The sequence below is a fragment of the Cupriavidus numazuensis genome, from assembly GCF_905397435.1.
Taxonomy (GTDB): Bacteria; Pseudomonadota; Gammaproteobacteria; order Burkholderiales; family Burkholderiaceae; genus Cupriavidus; species Cupriavidus numazuensis.
Window position 1 is genome coordinate 1 of sequence record NZ_CAJPVI010000099.1, and the last position, 19,397, is coordinate 19,397.

Genomic DNA, 19,397 nt, shown 5'->3' on the forward strand with positions numbered 1-19,397 from the left:
CCCTTCCCATCCCGAACAGGTCCGTGAAACAGCTCCGCGCCGATGATAGTGCGGATTCCCGTGTGAAAGTAGGTCATCGCCAGGCTCTTATAATGCAGAACCCCTCAGCTCTACCGAGCTGAGGGGTTTTTGCTTTTGGGGCGCCGCAGCTTGCTCACGCAGCACAGCCAGCGTCGCCCGTATGTCCGTTTGCTTATCTCTGTCGAAAACATCATCGAACACGCAGCCCAAAAATAGCGTTGTAGATCAGTCACAACCTTGACTTCTCCTCAGGTCATTTCTAGGTTTATCTGTACTCAACGGCGTGCGTAGCGCACACGCTGCTGTGATAGACCATCCGGTCGGGGAGGGACGACGGTGAACCTGCACAGCAAGTCGATTCTTTGGTCCGCCGTTTTCTGTATCGCGGTGGTCATGAGCGGTTGCTCGAAGCTGAAGGCCGGCCATGTCGAGGATGAAGCGCAGCAGGCTGGCCGCAAGGACGACTCCTTCCAGCACGCGGCGGAAGACTACTTCCGCGACATGGACCGCGGCGTAGCGCTGACGAAGCAAGAGATCCAGGGCCGTAACATGTGGATCGTTTGGACCGGCGGCAACGACCGGTTCTGGGACGCGATGACGCACTACACGTTCGGCGCGTTCGATCTGCTCAAATCCATCAGTTCCCATCCCAGCCAGGGTTATTCGCGCGACAATCGCTGGACCTATCTCGGCCTGCTCAACGAGCCGTGCTTCAGCAAGCCTGCCGGGCCGGACCCGCAGCGTTTCGGCCTGTGGCTGGACCAGCGCGGCAAGGACTGCCCGGCCGATCCATTCGAAAACGAGCAGGCCTATCCCGGCGTCAAGACTGGCGCGCGTGGCAGCACCTTTTCGAATGGCCAGAAGCTGCCCATCGGCTCGTACTATGGCTATCCGACCGGCATTGTCGGTCTGCGCCTCTTCCCCAATCCCGCATTCGACGAGAAAGCGGCCAAAGCCTGGGACCCGGAGCGCTACTACACCGATCCCTCCTACTACAACCGCGCCGACCTGATCCGGCCCTATCGCGTGGGGATGTCGTGCGGGTTCTGCCATATCGGCCCGAGCCCGATCCATCCGCCCGCCGACCCCGAGCATCCGCAATGGGCCGAGCTCAGTTCGACCGTTGGTGCGCAGTACATGTGGGTCGATCGGCTCTTCATCCACAACGCCGCGACGCCGGCGGGCAAGCAGAACTTCATGTTCCAGCTCGTCCACACATTCCGCCCCGGTGCGATGGATACCTCGCTGGTCTCCACCGACAACATCAACAACCCGCGGACGATGAACGCCCTCTATGATCTGATGGCACGCATGGGTGTGGCCAAGCGGATCGGGCAGGAGACCATTGCGGGCGGCGAGAAGAACAACAAGCAGCTCAACGATTTCGTCCAGAGCGGGCCGCTTTCGGAGTTCTTCAAGGCGCCCGATACGGTCTGGACGCCGCATGTGCTCAAGGATGGTGCCGATTCCGTCGGCGTGCTCGGTGCGCTGAACCGGGTCTATCTGAACATCGGGCTGTTCAGCGAGGAATGGTTGCTGCATTTCAATCCGATCCTCGGCGGCAAGTCGATCTCGCCGATCGAGATCTCAGTCGCGCAGAAGAACTCCGCATACTGGCGCGCGACGGAGGCGGGTTCGTTCAATATGGCCGCGTTCCTGCTGAAATCGACACCGGCCGATCATCTTGCCGATGCACCGGGCGGCAAGGCCTACGTGGCCGATCCCGCTACGCCTGATGGCGGCCGCCTGCTGAACCGCGGCAAGACCGTGTTCGCCGAGACCTGTGCGCGCTGCCATTCCAGCAAGGGACCACCACCACCCGCCGACCTGAAGATGCGCGAGTGCGGCGGCGACAAGTACATCGGCTGCTTCCAGCGTTACTGGAAATGGACCCAGACGGACGAGTACAAGGCGAAGATGCGCGACATCGTCAACGCGCCGGATTTCCTCGCCAACAATTACCTGTCCAGCGATGTCCGCGTGCCCGCCACGCTGCTGCGCACGAACATCTGCAGTCCGCTGGCCACCAACGCAATTCGCGGCAATATCTGGGACAACTTTTCTTCGGAGACATACAAGAGCCTGCCGTCGGTCGGCACCGTGACGCTGCACGACCCGTTCACGGCCGAGCGGTGGCAATACCACATGCCCGCCGGCGGACGGGGCTATACCCGCGTGCCGTCGCTGATCAGCATCTGGTCGACGGCGCCGTTCCTGCTCAACAACGCGCTCGGGCCGTTCAGCAGCGATCCTTCCGTCAAGAGCCGCGTGCAGGTGTTCGACGCCTCGATCGAGCAGCTTCTCTGGCCCGAGAAACGTGACCACGATTCTGTACTTGGCACGAAGGTGCCGGGCGTGATCGACCGCACCACGGAACGCAGCCAGATCACGATTCCGGTCGGGTTCGTTCCGGATGCGCTGCGCCCCATGGAAGACCTGCTGCACCGTTGGGTGCCATGGCTCGTGGGCGAGGGCGGCGATGTGACGATTGGTCCCGCACCGGCCCGGATGCCAGTGAACTTGCTTGCGAACCTGCAGCCGCTGTCCGAGACCTCGGACCCGGTCGCCAAGGCAGAGCATGCGGCCAAGGTGCTGAAGCTGCTGGTGAAGCTCAAAGGCGATCTGGCATCCGTGCCTGCGGGCGCGAGCGATGATGATCTGCGCAAGATCTACGCGGACGTGGTGAAACCAATGCTGTCGCTCAGCAAATGCCCGGACTTCATCGTCAATCGCGGCCACTACTTCGGCACGGCCGAGTTCAACAACCAGGACGGCCTGAGCGCCGACGAGCGTGCGTTCGGCAAGGAACCGGTGCTGAGCGATGATGACAAGCGGGCCCTGATCGCCTTCCTGAAGACGTTCTGACAATGCAATGCCGACGGCGTAGCGGGGGGCTATGTCTGGGGACGATGAGACAGAATGGGACTACGTAGTCGTAGGTTCCGGCGCGGGCGGCGGTACGCTGGCCGCGCGCCTGGCAGAGGCGGGCATGCGCGTGTGCGTGCTGGAAGCCGGCTGCGATGCGCGCGCGCATGAGATGTCCTGCATGCCTGAAGACTATGACGTGCCCGGCTTTCACGCCTGTGCAAGCGAGAATCCGGCCATGGCATGGAATTTCTTCGTGCGTCACTACACCGACAACGCGCAGCAGCAACGCGACCCCAAATGCGGTCCGGCAGGCGTGCTGTACCCGCGCGCCGGGACGCTTGGCGGTTGCACTGCGCACAACGCGCTGATCTTCCTGTATCCGCACGATGCTGACTGGGACCACATTGCCGACGTGACCGGCGATCCGTCCTGGACAGCGACTCGCATGCGCGGCTATGCGAAGCGGATCGAGCAATGCCGCCATCGACCGCTGTGGAATCTCGCGCGCCGGTTCGGCATCGATCCCACGCTGCATGGCTGGGATGGCTGGCTGCATACGGAGCGCGCGATGCCGCTGGAAGCGCTCGCCGACGACGCGCTGGTCCGCGTCATCATCGGTTCGATGGAACTCGCCGCGCGCAGCGTGCCAAGGCGCGTGCGCGCGTGGCTGCGGCTGATCCGCTGGCAAGGCGATCCGAACTCGCGGCTATGGGGCCGACGTTGCTTTCACGGCGTTTGCTATACGCCGCTGACCACGCAGCGCCACGCGCGCCACGGTACGCGCGAGCGTCTGCTGGATGTGGCCGAGCGGTATCCCGACAGGCTTCGGATCGAACTCGATGCGCTGGCCGCACGCGTGCTGTTCGACGCGCAGGGCAACGCGTGCGGCGTGGAGTATCTGAAGGGCAGGCATCTCTATCACGCTCACGTCAAGCCGAACGATGGGCACGGTGAGCGCTGCCAGGTCCGCGCCCGGCGCGAGGTGATCCTTGCCGGCGGCGCGTTCAATACGCCGCAACTGCTGATGCTGTCGGGCATCGGCCCGGCGGAGCAACTTCAGCAACACGGCATTCCCGTTCGCGTGGACCTGCCCGGAGTCGGCCGCAATCTGCAGGATCGCTACGAGATCGGTGTCGTGAACCGGATGTCGCGCTCGTGGGAAGTGCTGCAGGGTGCGAAATTCGTGCGTGACGACGCGCCGTACCGGAACTGGTTCGATTCGCGCGACGGCGTTTACACCACGAACGGCGTGGCGACGGCGGTGATCCGCCGCTCGGGCCGGCGCATGCCAGTGCCGGACATCTTCTGCATGGCGCTGCTCGAACGTTTCGTTGGCTACTACCCGGGCTACTCGAAGGTCTTCGCGCAGAACGACAATGTGCTGACGTGGGCGATCCTTAAGGCGCACACGCGTAACCGTGCCGGCGTGGTGTCGCTGCGGTCGGCCGACCCGCGAGATATGCCCGACATCGACTTCCGCTATTTCGACCACGCGGATGACCCGAAGGGCGAGGACATGCGCGCGCTGATCAACGCTATCCGTTTTGTACGCGGGCTGGCGCAACCGCTCGCGGAGCAGGGCTTTATCGCTAATGAAGAGTTGCCGGGCCCGGAAATCCAGAGCGACGAAGCGCTGGCCGGCTATATCCGCGACAACGCCTGGGGCCATCACGCGTCGTGCTCGTGTCCGATCGGCGCGCGTGCAACGGGCGGCGTGCTCGACAGCAACTTCTGCGTGCATGGCACGCGCCGCCTGCGCGTCGTCGATGCCTCGGCATTTCCGCGCATTCCGGGCTTCTTTCCGGTCAGCGCGATCTACATGATGGCCGAGAAGGCCGCCGATGTACTGCTGGCCGCGGCGCAGGCAACGCCGCCCTTGCCATTCCCGACAGGAGACCGCCATGGCCTACGACGTGCACAAGCTCCTGCAAATGCAGCAAGCCGAACTGGATGATCTCTTTCGCAACAGCCCCGCTGGCGATATTCCGAATGGCGAGGCAAAGGGCACGGCCATCATCTCGCCGGGCACGACCTTCAGCGAAAGCATCTCGCGCATGGTCAGCCTGTTCGCCTGGCAGGGCAAGGTGTTCGACGCCAGCCGCGGCGTGCTCAAGAACCGCATCACGCCGTTTGGCCTGGAAGCGATCCTGGCCAAGGTCTACAAGGCGGACAGCTGGCTTGACCAGAAGGAGTGCATCGTGCTCGACTACTCGGAGACCTCGCTGGTCGCGCACTGGATTCGCGACGAGATCCGCTGCATCGCGCCGGGTGTATACCTCGGCAAAGTGTATTGGGACAAGGCTCGCCTGATCGATTTCTGCCTGGAGTTCTGACCTCGCCATGAAGCGCAGAGCATTCCTGTTTGGCGGTATCGGCGCGGCGGGTGCGTTGCTGGTCGGCTGGACCGTGCTGCCCGTGCGCCAGCGGCTGACGACGTCGGCGCCGCTGCAGACGGAAGGCACGGAAGTCGCGCTGAACGGGTGGGTCAAGATCGATGCGGACAACAGCGTCACGATCATGATGTGCCGCTCGGAGATGGGCCAGGGCGTGCATACCGGGCTGGCGATGATCCTGGCGGATGAACTCGATGCCGACTGGAGCCGCGTTCGCGTGGAAAACGCGCCGCCTGACAAGATCTTCAACAACCTTCAGGTCGTCGTCGACGGGCTGCCTTTTTATCCTGATGATCACGGTCTGGTCCGCCGGCTCGCGGATCACGTCACGCGCAAGCTGATGCGCGAGATCGGCGAGATCGCTACCGGGGGTTCGTCCGGCATCAGCGACCTCTGGATGCCCATGCGCGAAGCCGGCGCCTCGGCGCGGGCCATGCTGGTGGCCGCGGCGGCGCAGCGCTGGCGCGTGGCCGAGACGGAATGCCGCACCGAAGGCGGCAAGGTGATGCAGGGCACCGCGCGCTCGGTGACATTCGGTGAACTCGCCGCAGCAGCCGGACGCCAGTCTCTGCCGGACAAGATAAGGCTGAAGGAGCCATCGGCATTCCGCCTGATCGGCCGGCCCTTGCACAGGATCGATGCCGAGCCAAAGACCGACGGGTCGGCCCGCTTCGGCATCGACGCGTTGCCGCCCAACCTGCTGTACGCGAGCGTGCTCATGTGCCCGACCGTGGGTGGCAGCGTAAAGCATGCCGACGTCAGCGCGGCACTTGCGCAGCGCGGCGTCGTAAAGGCATTTGTGGTGCCGCCGTTCGACGGTGGCTCAGGCGGCGTGGCGGTCATCGCCGACAACGTGTTTCGTGCGATGCAGGCGCTCGACGCGCTGAAGGTCGACTGGGATCCCGGGCCGGCTGCTGGCATGACGAGCGCGCGTCTGCTGGCGCGCCTCACCGCGACGCTGGATCGCGATGATGGCCATGGCTACTACACGCGCGGTGATGTCGACGAGGCGCTGCGCGGCGCAGCCAAGGTGGTCAGCGCCGAGTATCACGCCCCATATCTGGCGCATGGTGCCGTGGAACCCATCAACTGCACGGTGCTGTATGGCGGCGATGCGGCGACGGTGTGGGTGTCGACGCAGGTGCCGGGCATTGCGCGAGCGCATGCCGCCAAGGTGCTAGGGCTGCGGCCGGAGCAGGTGGACCTGAAGGTCATGATGCTGGGCGGAGGCTTCGGGCGCCGGCTGGAGGCGGATTTCGTGTCGCAGGCCGCGGCGATCGCGCGCGAGGTCAAGGGGCGGCCCGTGCAGACCGTCTGGACGCGCGCGCAGGACATGACGCATGACTTCTACCGGCCCGCGTGCGTGTCGCGCCTGCGCGCAGGCCTGGATCACGACGGGCGGCTGGTCGGCTGGCAGGCGCGATCGGCAGGGCAGGCTGTGGTACCGGAGATGCTTGCGCGAGACTTTGGCTTCCCGCGCATCCCTATCGACAAGACGGCCGCGGAAGGCGCGTTCGACCAGCCCTATGGATGGCCGGCGGCGCGGATCTCCCATGCGAACGTGGACCTGCCTGTTCCGGTGGGCTTCTGGCGCTCGGTCGGGCATTCGCACCAGGCCTTCTTCACCGAGTGCTTTCTCGACGAGGCGGCGGTGGCGGCAGGCAAGGATCCGGTCGCGTTCCGCGCCGGCCTGCTTGGCGAGCATCCCCGGCACCGGGCCGTGCTGGAGCGCGTGGCGACCTTGTCGGGATGGGGCAAGCCAATGGCGCGCGCGCCGGATGGCATCGCGCGGGCGCGCGGTGTGGCACTGCACCAGTCATATGGCAGCATCGTCGCGCAAGTGGCCGAGGTGTCCGTCGCGCCCGACAAGACGATCCGCGTGCATCGCGTGTTCTGCGTGATCGATTGCGGGATTGCCGTGAATCCCAACCTGATCCGCCAGCAGGCGGAGAGCGGCATCATATTCGGCTTGTCCGCCGCGCTATACCAGGAAATCACGTTTGCGGATGGTGTGGTGCAGCAGAAGAACTTCCACGACTTTCCGGTCGTGCGCATGGCGGATTGCCCTGCGATCGAGACGGACATCATTGCCAGCCAGGAGCCGCCGCAGGGCACCGGCGAAGTCTGCGCGCCGCCGATTGCGCCGGCAGTGGCCAATGCGCTGTACACGCTGACCGGCCAGCGGTTGCGTTCGTTGCCGCTCAAGCTGGCCTAGCGAAGGAGAGAACCATGGCGACCCTGAACGTGAACGGCAAGGCCGTCAGCGTTGACGCGGAGCCCGATATGCCGTTGCTCTGGATCCTGCGCTGCGACCTTGCGTTGACAGGAACGAAGTTCGGGTGCGGCGTGGGCATTTGCGGCGCCTGCACGCTGCATGTGGACGGCAAGCCCGAACTCGCATGCCAGCTGCCGATGTCGAAGCTGCGGCCTGGCATGAAGATCACGACCATCGAGGGCATGCGGAGCAAGGAACTCGACGCTGTCCGCGCGGCCTGGCTTGATCTCGATGTGGTCCAGTGCGGCTACTGCCAGAGCGCGCAGATCATGGCCGCATGCGCGCTGCTCAAAGCCAGGCCGAAGCCCACCGACGCGGACATCGACGCGGCCATGGGCAATATTGTGTGCCGCTGCGGCACGTATCCACGCATCCGCGCGGCGATCCATCAGGCGGCCGGGCAAGCGCCACGCGGCTGATGTCCCGGGCGATACCGGGACATCCGCGCGCTCAGCCTGGGCCGGATTGCGTGGTCCCAGTCTGGCCGGGCTTGCGCAGCATCTTGTCGACTTCGCCGGCGTGCAGTTCCTCGATCTGGATCTGCTGGCGCGCATATTCTTCCAGCGCCACCGAGCGACCTTCGACCTGCGTGAGCAGTTCACGGTACAACTCCAGCGCCAGCGTTTCCGTCGCCAGCGACTCGCGCAGGATCGATCCGATATCGAGCGTATGGCTATCGAGCAGCTTGCCGATGCCCAGAGACGGATAGGCACCCAGCGTCGTGATCCACTCGCCGGCCTGGTGCGCATGCAGCAGCGATTCGTTGGCCTGCTCGCGCAGCCACGACACGATCGGGATGCGGCCGAAGCCGAACACCACGAAGGAATAGTGCGTGTATCGCACCACGCCGGCGAGTTCGGCTTCGAGTATCCGATTCAACACGCCGACGACCTTGTCCTTATCGAGTTCCGTCATGGCAATCCTTCCTGCAGCGTGGTTTCAGAGGGGACTGTGCAGCAGCACCGCCATCAGCGTGGGAACAGGGCTACGCGGGCGGCCGCATCGATGCACCCGTCGTGCGGGCTGTTTCATTCTAGTCGGCGGGCGTACACTGTCCGGCCCGACTTCGGCATGACCTGTTGCTGCGCCGCTGCGAAGGCTGAGGCTGCGCTGCGTGTCTCACCCGAACGGGGTGACATCGTTCTGTCATCAAGGCCACCGCAACACGAAAGACAGGCCTTAGGTTTTTTCTTACTCAGCCATGAAGTAAACCTATTTCCGCCTCGTGTGGAGAAACAGTACTCTACTGAGGGCAGTCCTGAGCCCCAAGGCTGAGCCGTGCAGTGGAAGCAAACGATCTGATAACAAACGATCTGGATGCAATCGAAGCAAGGAGGGAACACATGTCGACTGAAGCGAAGTGTCCGTTCAATCACGCTGCCGGTTCGGGTACCTCGAACCGGGATTGGTGGCCCAATCAGCTGAACCTGGGCATCTTGCGCCAGCACTCATCGCTGGCAGACCCCATGGACCAGGGGTTCAACTATGCCGAGGAATTCAAGAGCCTGGACCTGGCAGCGGTGAAGCAGGACCTCACCGCGCTGATGACGGTCTCGCAGGACTGGTGGCCCGCGGACTTCGGGCACTACGGCGGCCTGTTCATCCGCATGGCATGGCATGCCGCGGGCACGTACCGCACCGGCGACGGCCGTGGCGGCGCGGGTTCCGGACAGCAGCGCTTTGCGCCACTGAACAGTTGGCCCGATAACGTCAACCTGGACAAGGCGCGCCGGCTGCTATGGCCGATCAAGCAGAAATACGGCAAGAAGATTTCGTGGGCTGACCTGATCGTGCTGACAGGCAACGTCGCCCTGGAATCGATGGGCTTCAAGACCTTCGGCTTCGGCGGCGGGCGCGAGGACGTATGGGAACCGGACCAGGACGTCTACTGGGGTTCCGAAACGACGTGGCTGGCCGACAAGCGCTATTCCGGCGTGCGCGATCTCGAAAACCCGCTGGCAGCCGTCCAGATGGGCCTGATCTATGTGAACCCGGAAGGTCCCAATGGCAACCCCGATCCGGCCAAGGCCGCCGTGGATATCCGCGAGACCTTCGCCCGCATGGCCATGAACGACGAGGAGACGGTTGCGCTCATCGCCGGTGGCCACACCTTCGGCAAGACGCACGGCGCGGGCCCGGCATCGCATGTGGGACCGGAGCCCGAAGCCGCAGGCATCGAGGAGCAAGGCCTGGGCTGGCGCAGCAGCTTTGGCTCGGGCAAGGGCGGTGATGCCATCACCAGCGGCCTGGAGGTCATCTGGACCAGCACGCCGACCAAGTGGAGCAACAACTTCTTCTGGAACCTGTTTGGGTACGAATGGGAACTGACCAAGAGCCCGGCCGGTGCCCACCAGTGGAAACCGAAGGGCGATGCCGGCGCCAACTCCATTCCGGACCCGCACGATCCGTCCAAGCGTCGTGGCCCGACCATGCTGACCACGGATCTTTCGCTGCGGGTGGATCCCGCCTACGAAAAGATTTCCCGTCGCTTCCACGAGAATCCCGACCAGTTTGCCGACGCTTTCGCCCGCGCATGGTTCAAGCTGACGCACCGCGACATGGGTCCGCGTGCGCGCTACCTGGGCCCGGAAGTCCCGGCTGAAGAACTGATCTGGCAAGACCCGATTCCTGCAGTCGACCATGTGCTGATCGACGACCAGGACGTTGCCGCGCTCAAGGGCAAGATCCTGGCGACCGGGGTGCCGGTGTCGCAGCTGGTATCGACGGCCTGGGCCTCGGCGTCGACGTTCCGCGGCTCCGACAAGCGCGGCGGTGCCAATGGCGCGCGCATCCGCCTGGCGCCGCAGAAGGACTGGGAGGTGAACCAGCCGGCCGTGCTCGCACAGGTGCTGGAAACCCTGGAAGGTGTCCGCAACGAGTTCAACAGCAGCCAGTCCGGCGGCAAGAAGGTGTCGCTGGCCGACCTGATCGTGCTGGCCGGTTGCGCCGGCATCGAACAGGCGGCGAAGAAGGGCGGCCATGACGTGAAGGTGCCGTTCACGCCGGGACGCATGGATGCCACGCAAGAGCAGACCGATGTGGAATCGTTCAGCGTGATGGAACCGATCGCTGACGGATTCCGCAACTATCTGAAGGGCACCTATGCCGTGACGGCCGAAACGCTGCTGGTCGACAAGGCCCAACTGCTGACGCTGACCGTACCGGAAGTGACCGCGCTTGTCGGCGGCATGCGCGTGCTGAACGCGAACGTCGGGCAAACCCAGCATGGCGTCTTGACCGATCGTCCGGAAGCGCTGACCAACGACTTCTTCGTCAACGTGCTCGACATGGCCACGGAGTGGAAGCCGACGGCCGACAACAAGGACGTGTTCGAAGGCTACGATCGCGCCACGGGCAAGCTGAAGTGGACCGGCACGCGTGTCGACCTGATCTTCGGCTCGAACTCTCAGCTGCGCGCCGTGGCCGAGGTCTATGGCTGCGCCGACGCCAAGGAGAAGTTCGTCCAGGACTTTGTCGCGGCCTGGAACAAGGTCATGAACCTGGACCGCTTCGAGGTCGCCAACCGATAAGCGTCGCCTGACGACAACAAGGGAAAGCCAGCACGGCCGGTCGAAAGACTGGCCGTGTCTTTTTTTGCCATCGTTTTCGATTACACCCAATGCTAAAACCAACGACCGATGGCCGAAGTCGCGTCGGCGCACCATAATTGGCAGGTATCGTGTCGTCTCACGGCGGTTTCGCACAGGAGACCCGTATGCAGCAGGTTCCCGCCACGGGAATGACGACCCGCCGAAGGCTGCCCGGCATGCGCGTCCGGCGCTTGCCTGTTCTTTGCCGTGGTACAGGCCGGTAGCTGACCATGCCGCTCCCGGCCCGCTTGCCTCTCCGGCTGATGATGGCAGCCTTGCTACTCGGAGGCTGTACGCAGCTTGGCCCGGACTTCCAGACGCAACGTGAGTCGTGGACCGAATCCTGGAGCAGTCCCTCACTCGAACAAGCCACGCAGCAACGGGAGCAGCCCGACCTGCGCCAGTGGTGGCGGGTGTTCGACGACCCCATCCTGGAAAAACTGATTGCCGAGGCCGACGCCAATAACGCCGGAGTCAGGATCGCGGGCCTGCGCGTGGTGGAGGCCCGGGCCCAGTTGGGCATTGCGCAGGCTGGGCGCTATCCGCAGGTCCAGCAAGCGAGCGGCGAGGCGCTTTATGTTCATAGCCGGCAGTCCGGCGCCACGGTGCAGACCAGCCGCGTCTGGCAGTTCAGCGCCGGATTCGACGTTGGCTGGGAGCTGGATTTCTGGGGACGCTTCAGCCGGGCGATCGAATCGGCGGATGCGGCTTATTTTGCTTCCCAGGCCAACTACCAGGACGTACTGGTTCTGCTGCATGCGCAACTGGCCCAGACCTATTTCACATTGCGCACGGCCGAAGCACGGCTACGCATCGCGCGCGAGAATGCGCGGCTGCAGAAGCGCAGCTATGAAATCACCGAACGACTGTTCAAGGGCGGGGAGAGCGACGAACTCGATCTGCAGCAGGCGAAGACCCAATACCTCGGCACGCTGAGCAGCATTCCCGAACTGGAAGGCCAGATCCTGCATGCACGCAATGCACTGGCCATCCTGATCGGGCGTCCGCCGGCCCCGATGCACGAACTGCTGGACATGCCCGACAAGGAGGGCGTGGTGCCGCTGATCGACCGTGCGGTGCTGCAGGATGTTCCGGCCAGCCTGCTGCTGCGCCGGCCGGACATCCGTGCCGCGGAGCTGCAGATGGCTGCGCAGTCAGCGCTGATCGGCGTAGCCAAGGCCGAGCTTTATCCGTCGTTGACGCTGCTTGGCAGCATCGGCTGGTCGGCCAGCTCGTTGCCCGGCACGCCTAACGGGCTGGTGCTGATCGCCGGGCCGAGCCTGCGCTGGAATGTGTTCGACTACGGGCGCATCCGCAACAACGTGCGCATCCAGGATGCGCGCCTGCAGCAGCTTATCGTTTCCTACCAGGACAGCGTGCGCCAGGCCGCGCGCGAGGCTGACGATGCCGCCAGCGGCCTGATCAAGGCGCTGGAACGCGAAGCGATCCTGGCGCAGGCTTCGCAGTCCGCGAACCGTTCGCTTGCGCTGGCCACCGCGCTGTTCCGCGAGGGGTACTCGGACTTCCAGCGCGTGCTGGACGCCCAACGCGCGCTGTTTGCCCAGCAGGACGCTTACCTGGTCAACCGCAGCACGGCAGTCGCGGATCTGATCGCACTTTACAAGGCGCTCGGTGGTGGCTGGGACACGGCGCAGCCGCTTGTCGATGCCGCGACACGGCAGCAGATGGAGCAACGTACCGACTGGGGCAGCCTGCTCGACGAGACGGCGAATGCTACAGCCGGCAAACGGTCTTCCTTGCAGCGAGGCACACCCGATGAATGACGACGCGCCGCCTGTCCCGGCATCTCCGTCCCCGGCGCCTGCGCCTCCCGCGCCGTCCCCTGCGCCATCTCCCTCGGCAGATCCGGCCGGAAAGGGCGTGAAGGTGGTGGTGGTGCTGATCGTGCTGAGCCTGGCCTGGTACTTGTTCGCGGACCGTTATACGCCCTACACGCAGCAGGCGCGCGTCCAGGCCTTTGTCGTGCCGGTGGCATCGGAGGTCTCGGGCCGCGTGACGCGTGTGCTGGTGCACAACAACCAGGACGTGCAGGCGGGGGCGATCCTGTTCGAGGTCGATCCGCAGCAATACCGCATCGCGGCGGATCGGGCGCGCGCAGACCTGGAATCCATGCGCCGGCAGATCGGTGCGAGCACGGCAGGGATCGCGTCGGCACAGGCGGGGCTGCGCGCTGCGCAGGCCAACGAAGTCAAGGCGCGCCAGGACAGTGACCGCCTGGAACGCCTGTATAGCGAGGATCCCGGCACTGTCTCGCTGAGGCGGCTGGAGGTGGCCCGCGCCACGCACACGCAGGCCGTCAGCCAGGTCGACGCAGCCCGCGCCGAGGTGGAACGCGCGCGCGAGCAGCAGGGCGGCAGCGAAGAGGACAACGCCAAGTTGCGCAGCTCCGCCGCGGCGCTGGAGAAGGCCGAACTGGATCTCGCCAACTCACAGGTCCGCGCTCGCATCGCTGGCCTCATCACCGATCTGCGCACGGAAGCGGGCCAGTATGCCGCGGCAGGCAGCCCGGTCATGACGCTGATCGCGATCCATGACATCTGGATCACCGCGGACCTGACCGAGAACAATCTTGGCCGTGTCGAGCCGGGTAGCCCGGTGGGTATCGTGCTCGATGCCTTGCCGGGCAGGGTACTTTCCGGCCGGGTGCGCAGCATCGGCTATGGGGTGAGCGTCGGCCAGAGTCCGCCACCGGGTAGCCTTCCGACCGTCCAGAACAGCCGCGACTGGCTGCGTCCAGCCCAGCGTTTTCCCGTGATCGTCGAGATCGACAAAGGGGAACTGACGACATTGCGGGGCGTCCGCGTGGGCGGGCAGGCCGAGGTGATGGCCTTCCCGACCGATGGCAATCCGCTCAATCCGCTTGGCCGGATATTCCTGCACCTCATGAGCTGGCTGTCTTATGTCTACTGATGGCGACGCGAGCGGCGCGGCAGGCGTCCGCGGCCGGCGGGCGCTGCGGCTGGCCATCGGTACCGCGATCTGCCTGGCGACGAGCTTCGGCCTGGGCTGGCCCATTCCGATGGTGGCACCCGTCATGGGCGCATTCGTGCTCGCGTCCTTCGATCGTCCGTTGCCCGCCAAGTCTGGCGTGGGGCTGGCATTGGTGGCCATGCTGGCCACCGGCAGCGGCCTGCTGATCGTCCCGTTCCTGCGCCACTACCCGTTCAGCGGCGTGTTGATGACGGGGCTGGGCCTGTTCCTGGCCTTCCGTCAGGGCCTGCGTGGTGGCAACAGCCTGGTCGGTACGCTGCTGGCAGCCGGCCTGACCATGATTTCGGTGGCGGGCACCGTGGACATCGGCCTGGCCGTCACCGTCATCGCCGCGCTGGTCAAGGGGCTGCTTCTGGCGGTGGCGGTCCTGGCGCACTGCTACTGGCTGATTCCGGAACCGGCAAAGAGACCCGCCGCGCCGCGCGGCCCGGCAGTCTCGGTGCACGACGCCAACTGGATGGCGCTGCGCTCAGCCCTGGTGGTCATGCCGACCGTCCTGCTGGCCCTGGGCGACCCGGCCGCATACATGCCGATTCTCATGAAAGCCGTCAGCCTCGGCCGCCAAAGCTGCACGATGGCGCGCGGTGCCGCGCTTGAACTGATTGGCTCCACGCTGCTGGGCGGGCTGCTGGCCATCCTGTTCTGGTGGGCCCTGGGCTTGTTCGTGCATCTGTGGATGTTCTTCCTGTGGATGCTCCTGTTCGCGCTGTTGCTGGCGCGCAAGCTGTTTGCAGGGCCATCCGCGCGGCTTTCGCCTGGCTTCTGGCTCAATACGCTGGTGACCCTGATCATCCTGCTGGGCCAGTCCGTCGAGGACAGCGCAGCAGGCAAGGATGTCTACCATGCCTTTGCGGTCCGCATGGGGCTGTTCATCGGCGTAACGCTGTACGCGTGCCTGATGCTGCGACTGCTGGATCAACGCCCCCGGGGCTCGTCCCGCGTGCGCCCCTCGACCTGACAGGGAATCCATCGTGCGCATTCATTTGCTGGTCGCCATCCCGGTCATGCTGACCTGCCTGCTGCTGCAGGGCCTGGTCGTGGCGTTATGCCTGCGCCGCTATGCACGTTTCCGCAATGACTGGCACGGCAGTGAACCGCTCTGGGTGGACGTCGCCATGTTGTCGGCGGTGATGCTGGCCACGTTGTGTGGCAACTTCGCGCAAATGGCCATCTGGGCAGGATTGTTCTTGCTGCTTGGTGAATTCACTAGCTTCGGGGTTGCCCTGTACCACTCGGCGGTCAACTTCTCCACGCTTGGCTATGGCGATATTGTCATGTCCGAAAACTGGCGCATGCTGGGCCCCATTGAAGCGGCCCACGGCATCCTGATGTTTGGTGTGTCGACCGCGGTGATGACCGCCGCCGTGCTGGACGTGGTGAAAATCAGCGCCGCAAAGTTGGTGCGGGACGCTAAAGGCGAGGCAACGACTGCCGATAACCACTGACGTACCGAAATCTTTATCCTTGGTTGCGTCGTGCGATATCCATGCGCTTCCATAGATCAAGGGTTTTGTCTACCCCACACCCTAGTGAAACGGGAAGGTTGCGTTGTGAATGTCAATGCTGTGACGGGTTTTGCAGCGCGATCCTGCGCGGCCGTAATAGAATTGGAGAATTGGATTCCCGTCGATTCTCACTCATGGCGGCCAGGCGTGTTTTCGGACCATTAATGCTGTCTTCTTTACCGGGTTTTCCTGCGTTACCGCCGACCCCCGGGGATCGGCACGGTGCAGTCGCCAAACAGGCCAGGCCAACAACCACATGACGTCGTTTACGTATGATGCTGTGCACGCAGGCAAGACGCCGGGACCGGTCCGTTCCGGCAGCGTTGCCGCAGCGACGACGCTTGCCGGTAACCGGGATGCCTGGGCGTTGCTGGAAGCATGGGGTGGACTGGCGCTGCATGTCAGCGAGACCGGGAATATTCTCCAGGCCACCAGTGCTTCTGCGGATTTGCTGGCTTTCCCGCGCGAATATCTGCTGGATGCCTCGGTCAAGGACATTATTGCCTTCGACGAACGCGAGCGCGCCGCCCATCTGCTGCAGGCGTGTTTCCGCGACGGCGTGCCCAAACAGGCCGAGATCCGTTTTGCCAACGCCATAACCGGCACGCGCTGGATCGACCTGCGCATTTGCCGGCATGTCGCTGCGGATGGCAGGGCTTCGCTGCTGCTGTTTGGTGCCGACGTTACCAAATGGGCGCAGAAGCTCCATCAGTTGACGGAACAGTCGCTCACCGATCCGCTGACCGGCGTAGGAAACCGCGGACTGGTCCGCAACCGGGTGGAAGCGTATTTCACCGGCGATGCCACGCAGCGCGGGCGCTTTGCCATTGCGCTGATGGATCTCGATGGATTCAAGAAGATCAACGATTCACTGGGCCATGAGATCGGCGACATCCTGCTCAAGGAGTTAAGCCAGCGCCTGGTCGCAACCGTGCGCTCGCGCGACACGGTTGCGCGCCTTGGCGGCGATGAATTCGTGATCCTGCTTGACGACGTCGGTTCGGAAGAGGCCGCAGTCGGCATGCTTGAGCAGATCATGCGCGTCTGCAGGCAGCCGTTCCATCTGGCAGGCTGCCAGGTCCGTGTGACGACCAGCATCGGGCTGGCGTTCGCGTCGGGCGTGCGCGAGACCGAGGCGCAGTTGCTGCGGCGGGCCGACCGGGCCATGTACGAGGCCAAGGCGCAGGGCAACAACCGCTATTGCCTGTATTCGTCGGAACTCGATCATCGGTTGAACGAGCAATTCCGCATCGAGCAGGACTTGTTCGAGGCGGTGCTCAATGGCGAGCTGTTCCTGCATTACCAGCCGATTTTCAGGGTCGGCCCGGACACCGTCTGTGCCGTCGAGGCGTTGATGCGGTGGGAACATCCGGCCGGATCCATCTCGCCCGAAATGTTCGTGCCGCTGGCCGAAAGCAACGGCCTGATCAATCATCTCGGCGCCTGGGCCATCCGTTGCGCGTGCGCGCAACTGGCTGCCTGGGAGGCCAATGGTGTCGAACTCGGCTATGTGTCCGTCAACGTGTCGCCGGTGCAGTTCAGGCACCCGGGCTTCATCGACAGCGTACGCACTGCCATCCGCGATACCGGGATCGACCCGCACCGGCTGGTGCTGGAGATTACTGAAGGCGCGCTGATGACCGACCCCAAGGCAGCCGGGGACCTGCTGACCGAACTCGGTGCACTCGGAATCCGTTTCGCAGTTGATGACTTTGGCACGGGCTATTCGAGTTTGTCTTATCTGCGCCGTTTCCCCTTGTCCGCTCTGAAAATCGATCGCAGCTTTGTCGCCGATATGGTCGATTCCCCGCACGCCCGGACCATCGTCTCTGCGGTGCTGTCGCTCGCACGGGAACTGGGGCTGGTGGCGATTGCGGAAGGCGTCGAGACCGAGGCGCAATGCGATCTGCTGGCCGCACAGCGCTGCGAACTGGCACAGGGCTGGCGCTTTGCCAAGGCAATGGCCCCCAATGATTTTGAGGATGCTGTCCGCACGGGCAGGTTCCGGCTTGACGCCGCGGACGCTTTGGCTGGCTGATTGAGACTATGTCTAAGAAACAGTTCCTCGATCAGCTTTGGGCCAGGATGGCTCAGAAGGGCGATTTTCCGACGCTCCAGTACTGCATCGACAACGTCTTCAAGACGCTGAACAGCGACCTGAGCGTTGGCGAAATGGCCAGTACCGTACTGTCGGACTTCAGCCTTTCCCAGAAGGTCATCCGGCTGGCGAACTCGGCCATGTACCGTTCGTTCGGGGGCGAGGTCACTACTGTATCGCGCGCCATCATGGTGCTGGGCGTGGACACGATTACCCACCTGACGCTGGGCGTCCAGGTCCTCGACTTTTTCCAGGGCGTTGCGCCGAACCGGCCGCAGGCGGCGAGGGCGCTCAAGCAGGCCATCATGGCCGGCGAGATCACGCGTGCGCTCAACGATGCGCGCGGCATCCTCGGTGGAGAGGAGGGCGTTGTCTGCACGCTGATGCACCATGTCAGCCGCCTGCTCGTGATCTTTTACTTCCCGGACGAATGGGACCGCATCATGGCGCTGAGCGCCGACGGCGCCATGAGTGAAAACGACGCGTGCCTCGAAGTCATCGGTATTTCGCTCGACGATCTCGCGAAAGCCGCCGCCTTCCGATGGCGCTTGCCGACGCTGATCGCCGACGGCATGCTGGGCCGCGAGCTTCACGAAGAAACCGTACTGGAAACCCATGCCGACTGGCTCGGCGCAGTGGCAAGCCTGTCGTCCGACGCGGCGGCGTCGATCCTGGCCGACCAGCCCGAGGAAGTCGTCCTGGAACCGCTGCTGGCTCATGCGCAAAAGCTGGGACTGGAGCCGTCCCACGTCAACGTGGCGATCCAGCAGGCCGGCACACTGAAGGCGTCGATGGCGCGCTCGGAAGCGCCGGATACAGGGGAGGGCAGCCTTCCCGACGAAGGTGGCAAGCCTGCCAATACGCTGACGCGACTGCAGCAAGCCCTGGCGGAAATCCGGCAGGAAGGCGCGGGAATGACGGTCTCCCAGCTTGCCCCGCTGGTACTTGAATCGGCCATGCGGGCGCTGAACTTCTCGCACTGTTTCCTGATGCTGCTGCACCCGACGACCAAGCGTTTCGGCGCGCGTCTTGGTTTTGGCGAAGGCATGCGGGACAAGCTTGAGCAGTTATCGTTCGAAGAAGGCTTCGTGCCGGACGTCTTCCATTTCGCGATGATCGCGCCCAAGCCCTTGCTCATCGAGGACTTGCGCGACAAGGCCGTGTCGCACCGCGTCCCGCGCTGGTATCGCGACGCCATGCCCGACACGCGCTCGGTGCTGCTGATTCCCGTCAAGGTCCGCAACCGCTGCGTCGCCATGATCTGCGGCGATTGGGGAACCACGCGCATCGCCGGCGGGCTGACTGATACCGAACTGGTTGCTGCGGGGGAACTGGCTGGCGAGATCGCCACAGCTGTGTTGCGTTCGGCGCCGCAGCGCTAATGCGCGCATGGGCGCAGGTGCATCCAGGCCGATCTTGATGGGCGACGGGAGGTTGGGACGGAGGTGCCTAGCTTGCGTATTGGGACGTTGGTGTGGCTGGGTTCGCGGCTCGGCCGTTGTTTTTATCATTTAACATAACATACATTATGCGGACTGTTGGTATGTTCTGAGGTGTTGCGTGCAGGACGGTCTGGAGACTTCAGTTACCACAACGTAAATGTGCTTTTATGGTATCTTTCGCCGTTGCGTTTTG

General features: G+C 64.1%; 13 protein-coding genes and 1 rRNA gene. 13 read left to right on the top strand and 1 reads right to left on the bottom strand.

All coding sequences use genetic code 11. The features are described 5' to 3' along the window. From rrf to KHO41_RS39190, 6 genes are all read left to right on the top strand, one after another. Positions 1–85: ribosomal RNA gene (gene rrf, locus KHO41_RS42110) — 5S ribosomal RNA — on the top strand; the annotation flags it as partial. Between the two features lie 272 nt (positions 86–357). Then, positions 358–2,886, top strand: a complete 2,529-nt coding sequence (locus KHO41_RS39170) for a hypothetical protein (RefSeq protein WP_211958577.1) — start codon at positions 358–360, stop codon at positions 2,884–2,886. 31 nt (positions 2,887–2,917) lie between these two features. Further along, complete coding sequence (locus KHO41_RS39175; protein ID WP_211958578.1) at positions 2,918–4,843, top strand: GMC family oxidoreductase; 1,926 nt, start codon at positions 2,918–2,920, stop codon at positions 4,841–4,843. Next, the gene (locus KHO41_RS39180; RefSeq protein ID WP_211958579.1) at positions 4,791–5,222 is read left to right on the top strand and encodes a hypothetical protein; all 432 of its coding nucleotides are present in this window, start codon (positions 4,791–4,793) and stop codon (positions 5,220–5,222) included. The genes KHO41_RS39175 and KHO41_RS39180 overlap by 53 nt, the downstream gene beginning before the upstream one ends. Before the next feature lie 7 nt (positions 5,223–5,229). Continuing rightward, a complete protein-coding gene (locus KHO41_RS39185) occupies positions 5,230–7,497 on the top strand; it encodes a xanthine dehydrogenase family protein molybdopterin-binding subunit (RefSeq protein ID WP_211958580.1) in 2,268 nt (755 codons plus the stop codon). A 14-nt stretch (positions 7,498–7,511) separates the two neighbouring features. Beyond that, complete coding sequence (locus KHO41_RS39190) at positions 7,512–7,976, top strand: (2Fe-2S)-binding protein (protein WP_211958581.1); 465 nt, start codon at positions 7,512–7,514, stop codon at positions 7,974–7,976. 31 nt (positions 7,977–8,007) lie between these two features. Here the strand turns inward: KHO41_RS39190 and KHO41_RS39195 are convergent, their stop codons facing one another. After that, the gene (locus tag KHO41_RS39195) at positions 8,008–8,472 is read right to left on the bottom strand and encodes a ferritin-like domain-containing protein (RefSeq protein ID WP_211958582.1); all 465 of its coding nucleotides are present in this window, start codon (positions 8,470–8,472) and stop codon (positions 8,008–8,010) included. Between the two features lie 428 nt (positions 8,473–8,900). Here KHO41_RS39195 and katG point away from each other — a divergent pair, with 428 nt between their 5' ends. The 7 genes from katG (at position 8,901) to KHO41_RS39230 (ending at position 19,144) form a co-directional block, all read left to right on the top strand. Next, the gene (gene katG, locus KHO41_RS39200; protein ID WP_211958583.1) at positions 8,901–11,087 is read left to right on the top strand and encodes a catalase/peroxidase HPI; all 2,187 of its coding nucleotides are present in this window, start codon (positions 8,901–8,903) and stop codon (positions 11,085–11,087) included. Positions 11,088–11,377: 290 nt separating this feature from the next. After that, positions 11,378–12,931 (top strand): TolC family protein, encoded by a 1,554-nt coding sequence (locus tag KHO41_RS39205; protein ID WP_211958584.1) that lies wholly within the window; start codon positions 11,378–11,380, stop codon positions 12,929–12,931. Beyond that, complete coding sequence (locus KHO41_RS39210; protein ID WP_211958585.1) at positions 12,924–14,078, top strand: HlyD family secretion protein; 1,155 nt, start codon at positions 12,924–12,926, stop codon at positions 14,076–14,078. Before KHO41_RS39205 ends, KHO41_RS39210 begins: the two co-directional genes overlap by 8 nt. Continuing rightward, positions 14,068–15,117: a DUF2955 domain-containing protein gene (locus tag KHO41_RS39215; RefSeq protein ID WP_211958586.1), complete on the top strand. Its 1,050-nt coding sequence runs from the start codon at positions 14,068–14,070 to the stop codon at positions 15,115–15,117. The genes KHO41_RS39210 and KHO41_RS39215 overlap by 11 nt, the downstream gene beginning before the upstream one ends. A 13-nt stretch (positions 15,118–15,130) precedes the next feature. Then, on the top strand, positions 15,131–15,604 hold the full coding sequence (locus tag KHO41_RS39220; RefSeq protein WP_211958587.1) for a potassium channel family protein: 474 nt from the start codon (positions 15,131–15,133) through the stop codon (positions 15,602–15,604). A gap of 316 nt (positions 15,605–15,920) precedes the next feature. Continuing rightward, positions 15,921–17,702: a putative bifunctional diguanylate cyclase/phosphodiesterase gene (locus KHO41_RS39225; RefSeq protein ID WP_211958588.1), complete on the top strand. Its 1,782-nt coding sequence runs from the start codon at positions 15,921–15,923 to the stop codon at positions 17,700–17,702. Between the two features lie 8 nt (positions 17,703–17,710). Beyond that, positions 17,711–19,144 carry an HDOD domain-containing protein gene (locus tag KHO41_RS39230; RefSeq protein ID WP_211958589.1) on the top strand — a complete coding sequence of 478 codons (1,434 nt, stop codon included), beginning with the start codon at positions 17,711–17,713 and terminating at the stop codon, positions 19,142–19,144. Positions 19,145–19,397 lie beyond the last annotated feature (253 nt).

Excerpts from the sequence above, each read along its gene's own strand:
- KHO41_RS39175 (WP_211958578.1), top strand. The coding sequence starts at position 2,918 with ATGTCTGGGGACGATGAGACAGAATGGGACTACGTAGTCGTAGGTTCC.
- KHO41_RS39180 (WP_211958579.1), top strand. The coding sequence starts at position 4,791 with ATGGCCTACGACGTGCACAAGCTCCTGCAAATGCAGCAAGCCGAACTG.
- KHO41_RS39185 (WP_211958580.1), top strand. The coding sequence starts at position 5,230 with ATGAAGCGCAGAGCATTCCTGTTTGGCGGTATCGGCGCGGCGGGTGCG.
- KHO41_RS39190 (WP_211958581.1), top strand. The coding sequence starts at position 7,512 with ATGGCGACCCTGAACGTGAACGGCAAGGCCGTCAGCGTTGACGCGGAG.
- KHO41_RS39195 (WP_211958582.1), bottom strand. The coding sequence starts at position 8,472 with ATGACGGAACTCGATAAGGACAAGGTCGTCGGCGTGTTGAATCGGATA.
- katG (WP_211958583.1), top strand. The coding sequence starts at position 8,901 with ATGTCGACTGAAGCGAAGTGTCCGTTCAATCACGCTGCCGGTTCGGGT.
- KHO41_RS39205 (WP_211958584.1), top strand. The coding sequence starts at position 11,378 with ATGCCGCTCCCGGCCCGCTTGCCTCTCCGGCTGATGATGGCAGCCTTG.
- KHO41_RS39210 (WP_211958585.1), top strand. The coding sequence starts at position 12,924 with ATGAATGACGACGCGCCGCCTGTCCCGGCATCTCCGTCCCCGGCGCCT.
- KHO41_RS39215 (WP_211958586.1), top strand. The coding sequence starts at position 14,068 with ATGTCTACTGATGGCGACGCGAGCGGCGCGGCAGGCGTCCGCGGCCGG.
- KHO41_RS39225 (WP_211958588.1), top strand. The coding sequence starts at position 15,921 with ATGACGTCGTTTACGTATGATGCTGTGCACGCAGGCAAGACGCCGGGA.
- KHO41_RS39230 (WP_211958589.1), top strand. The coding sequence starts at position 17,711 with ATGTCTAAGAAACAGTTCCTCGATCAGCTTTGGGCCAGGATGGCTCAG.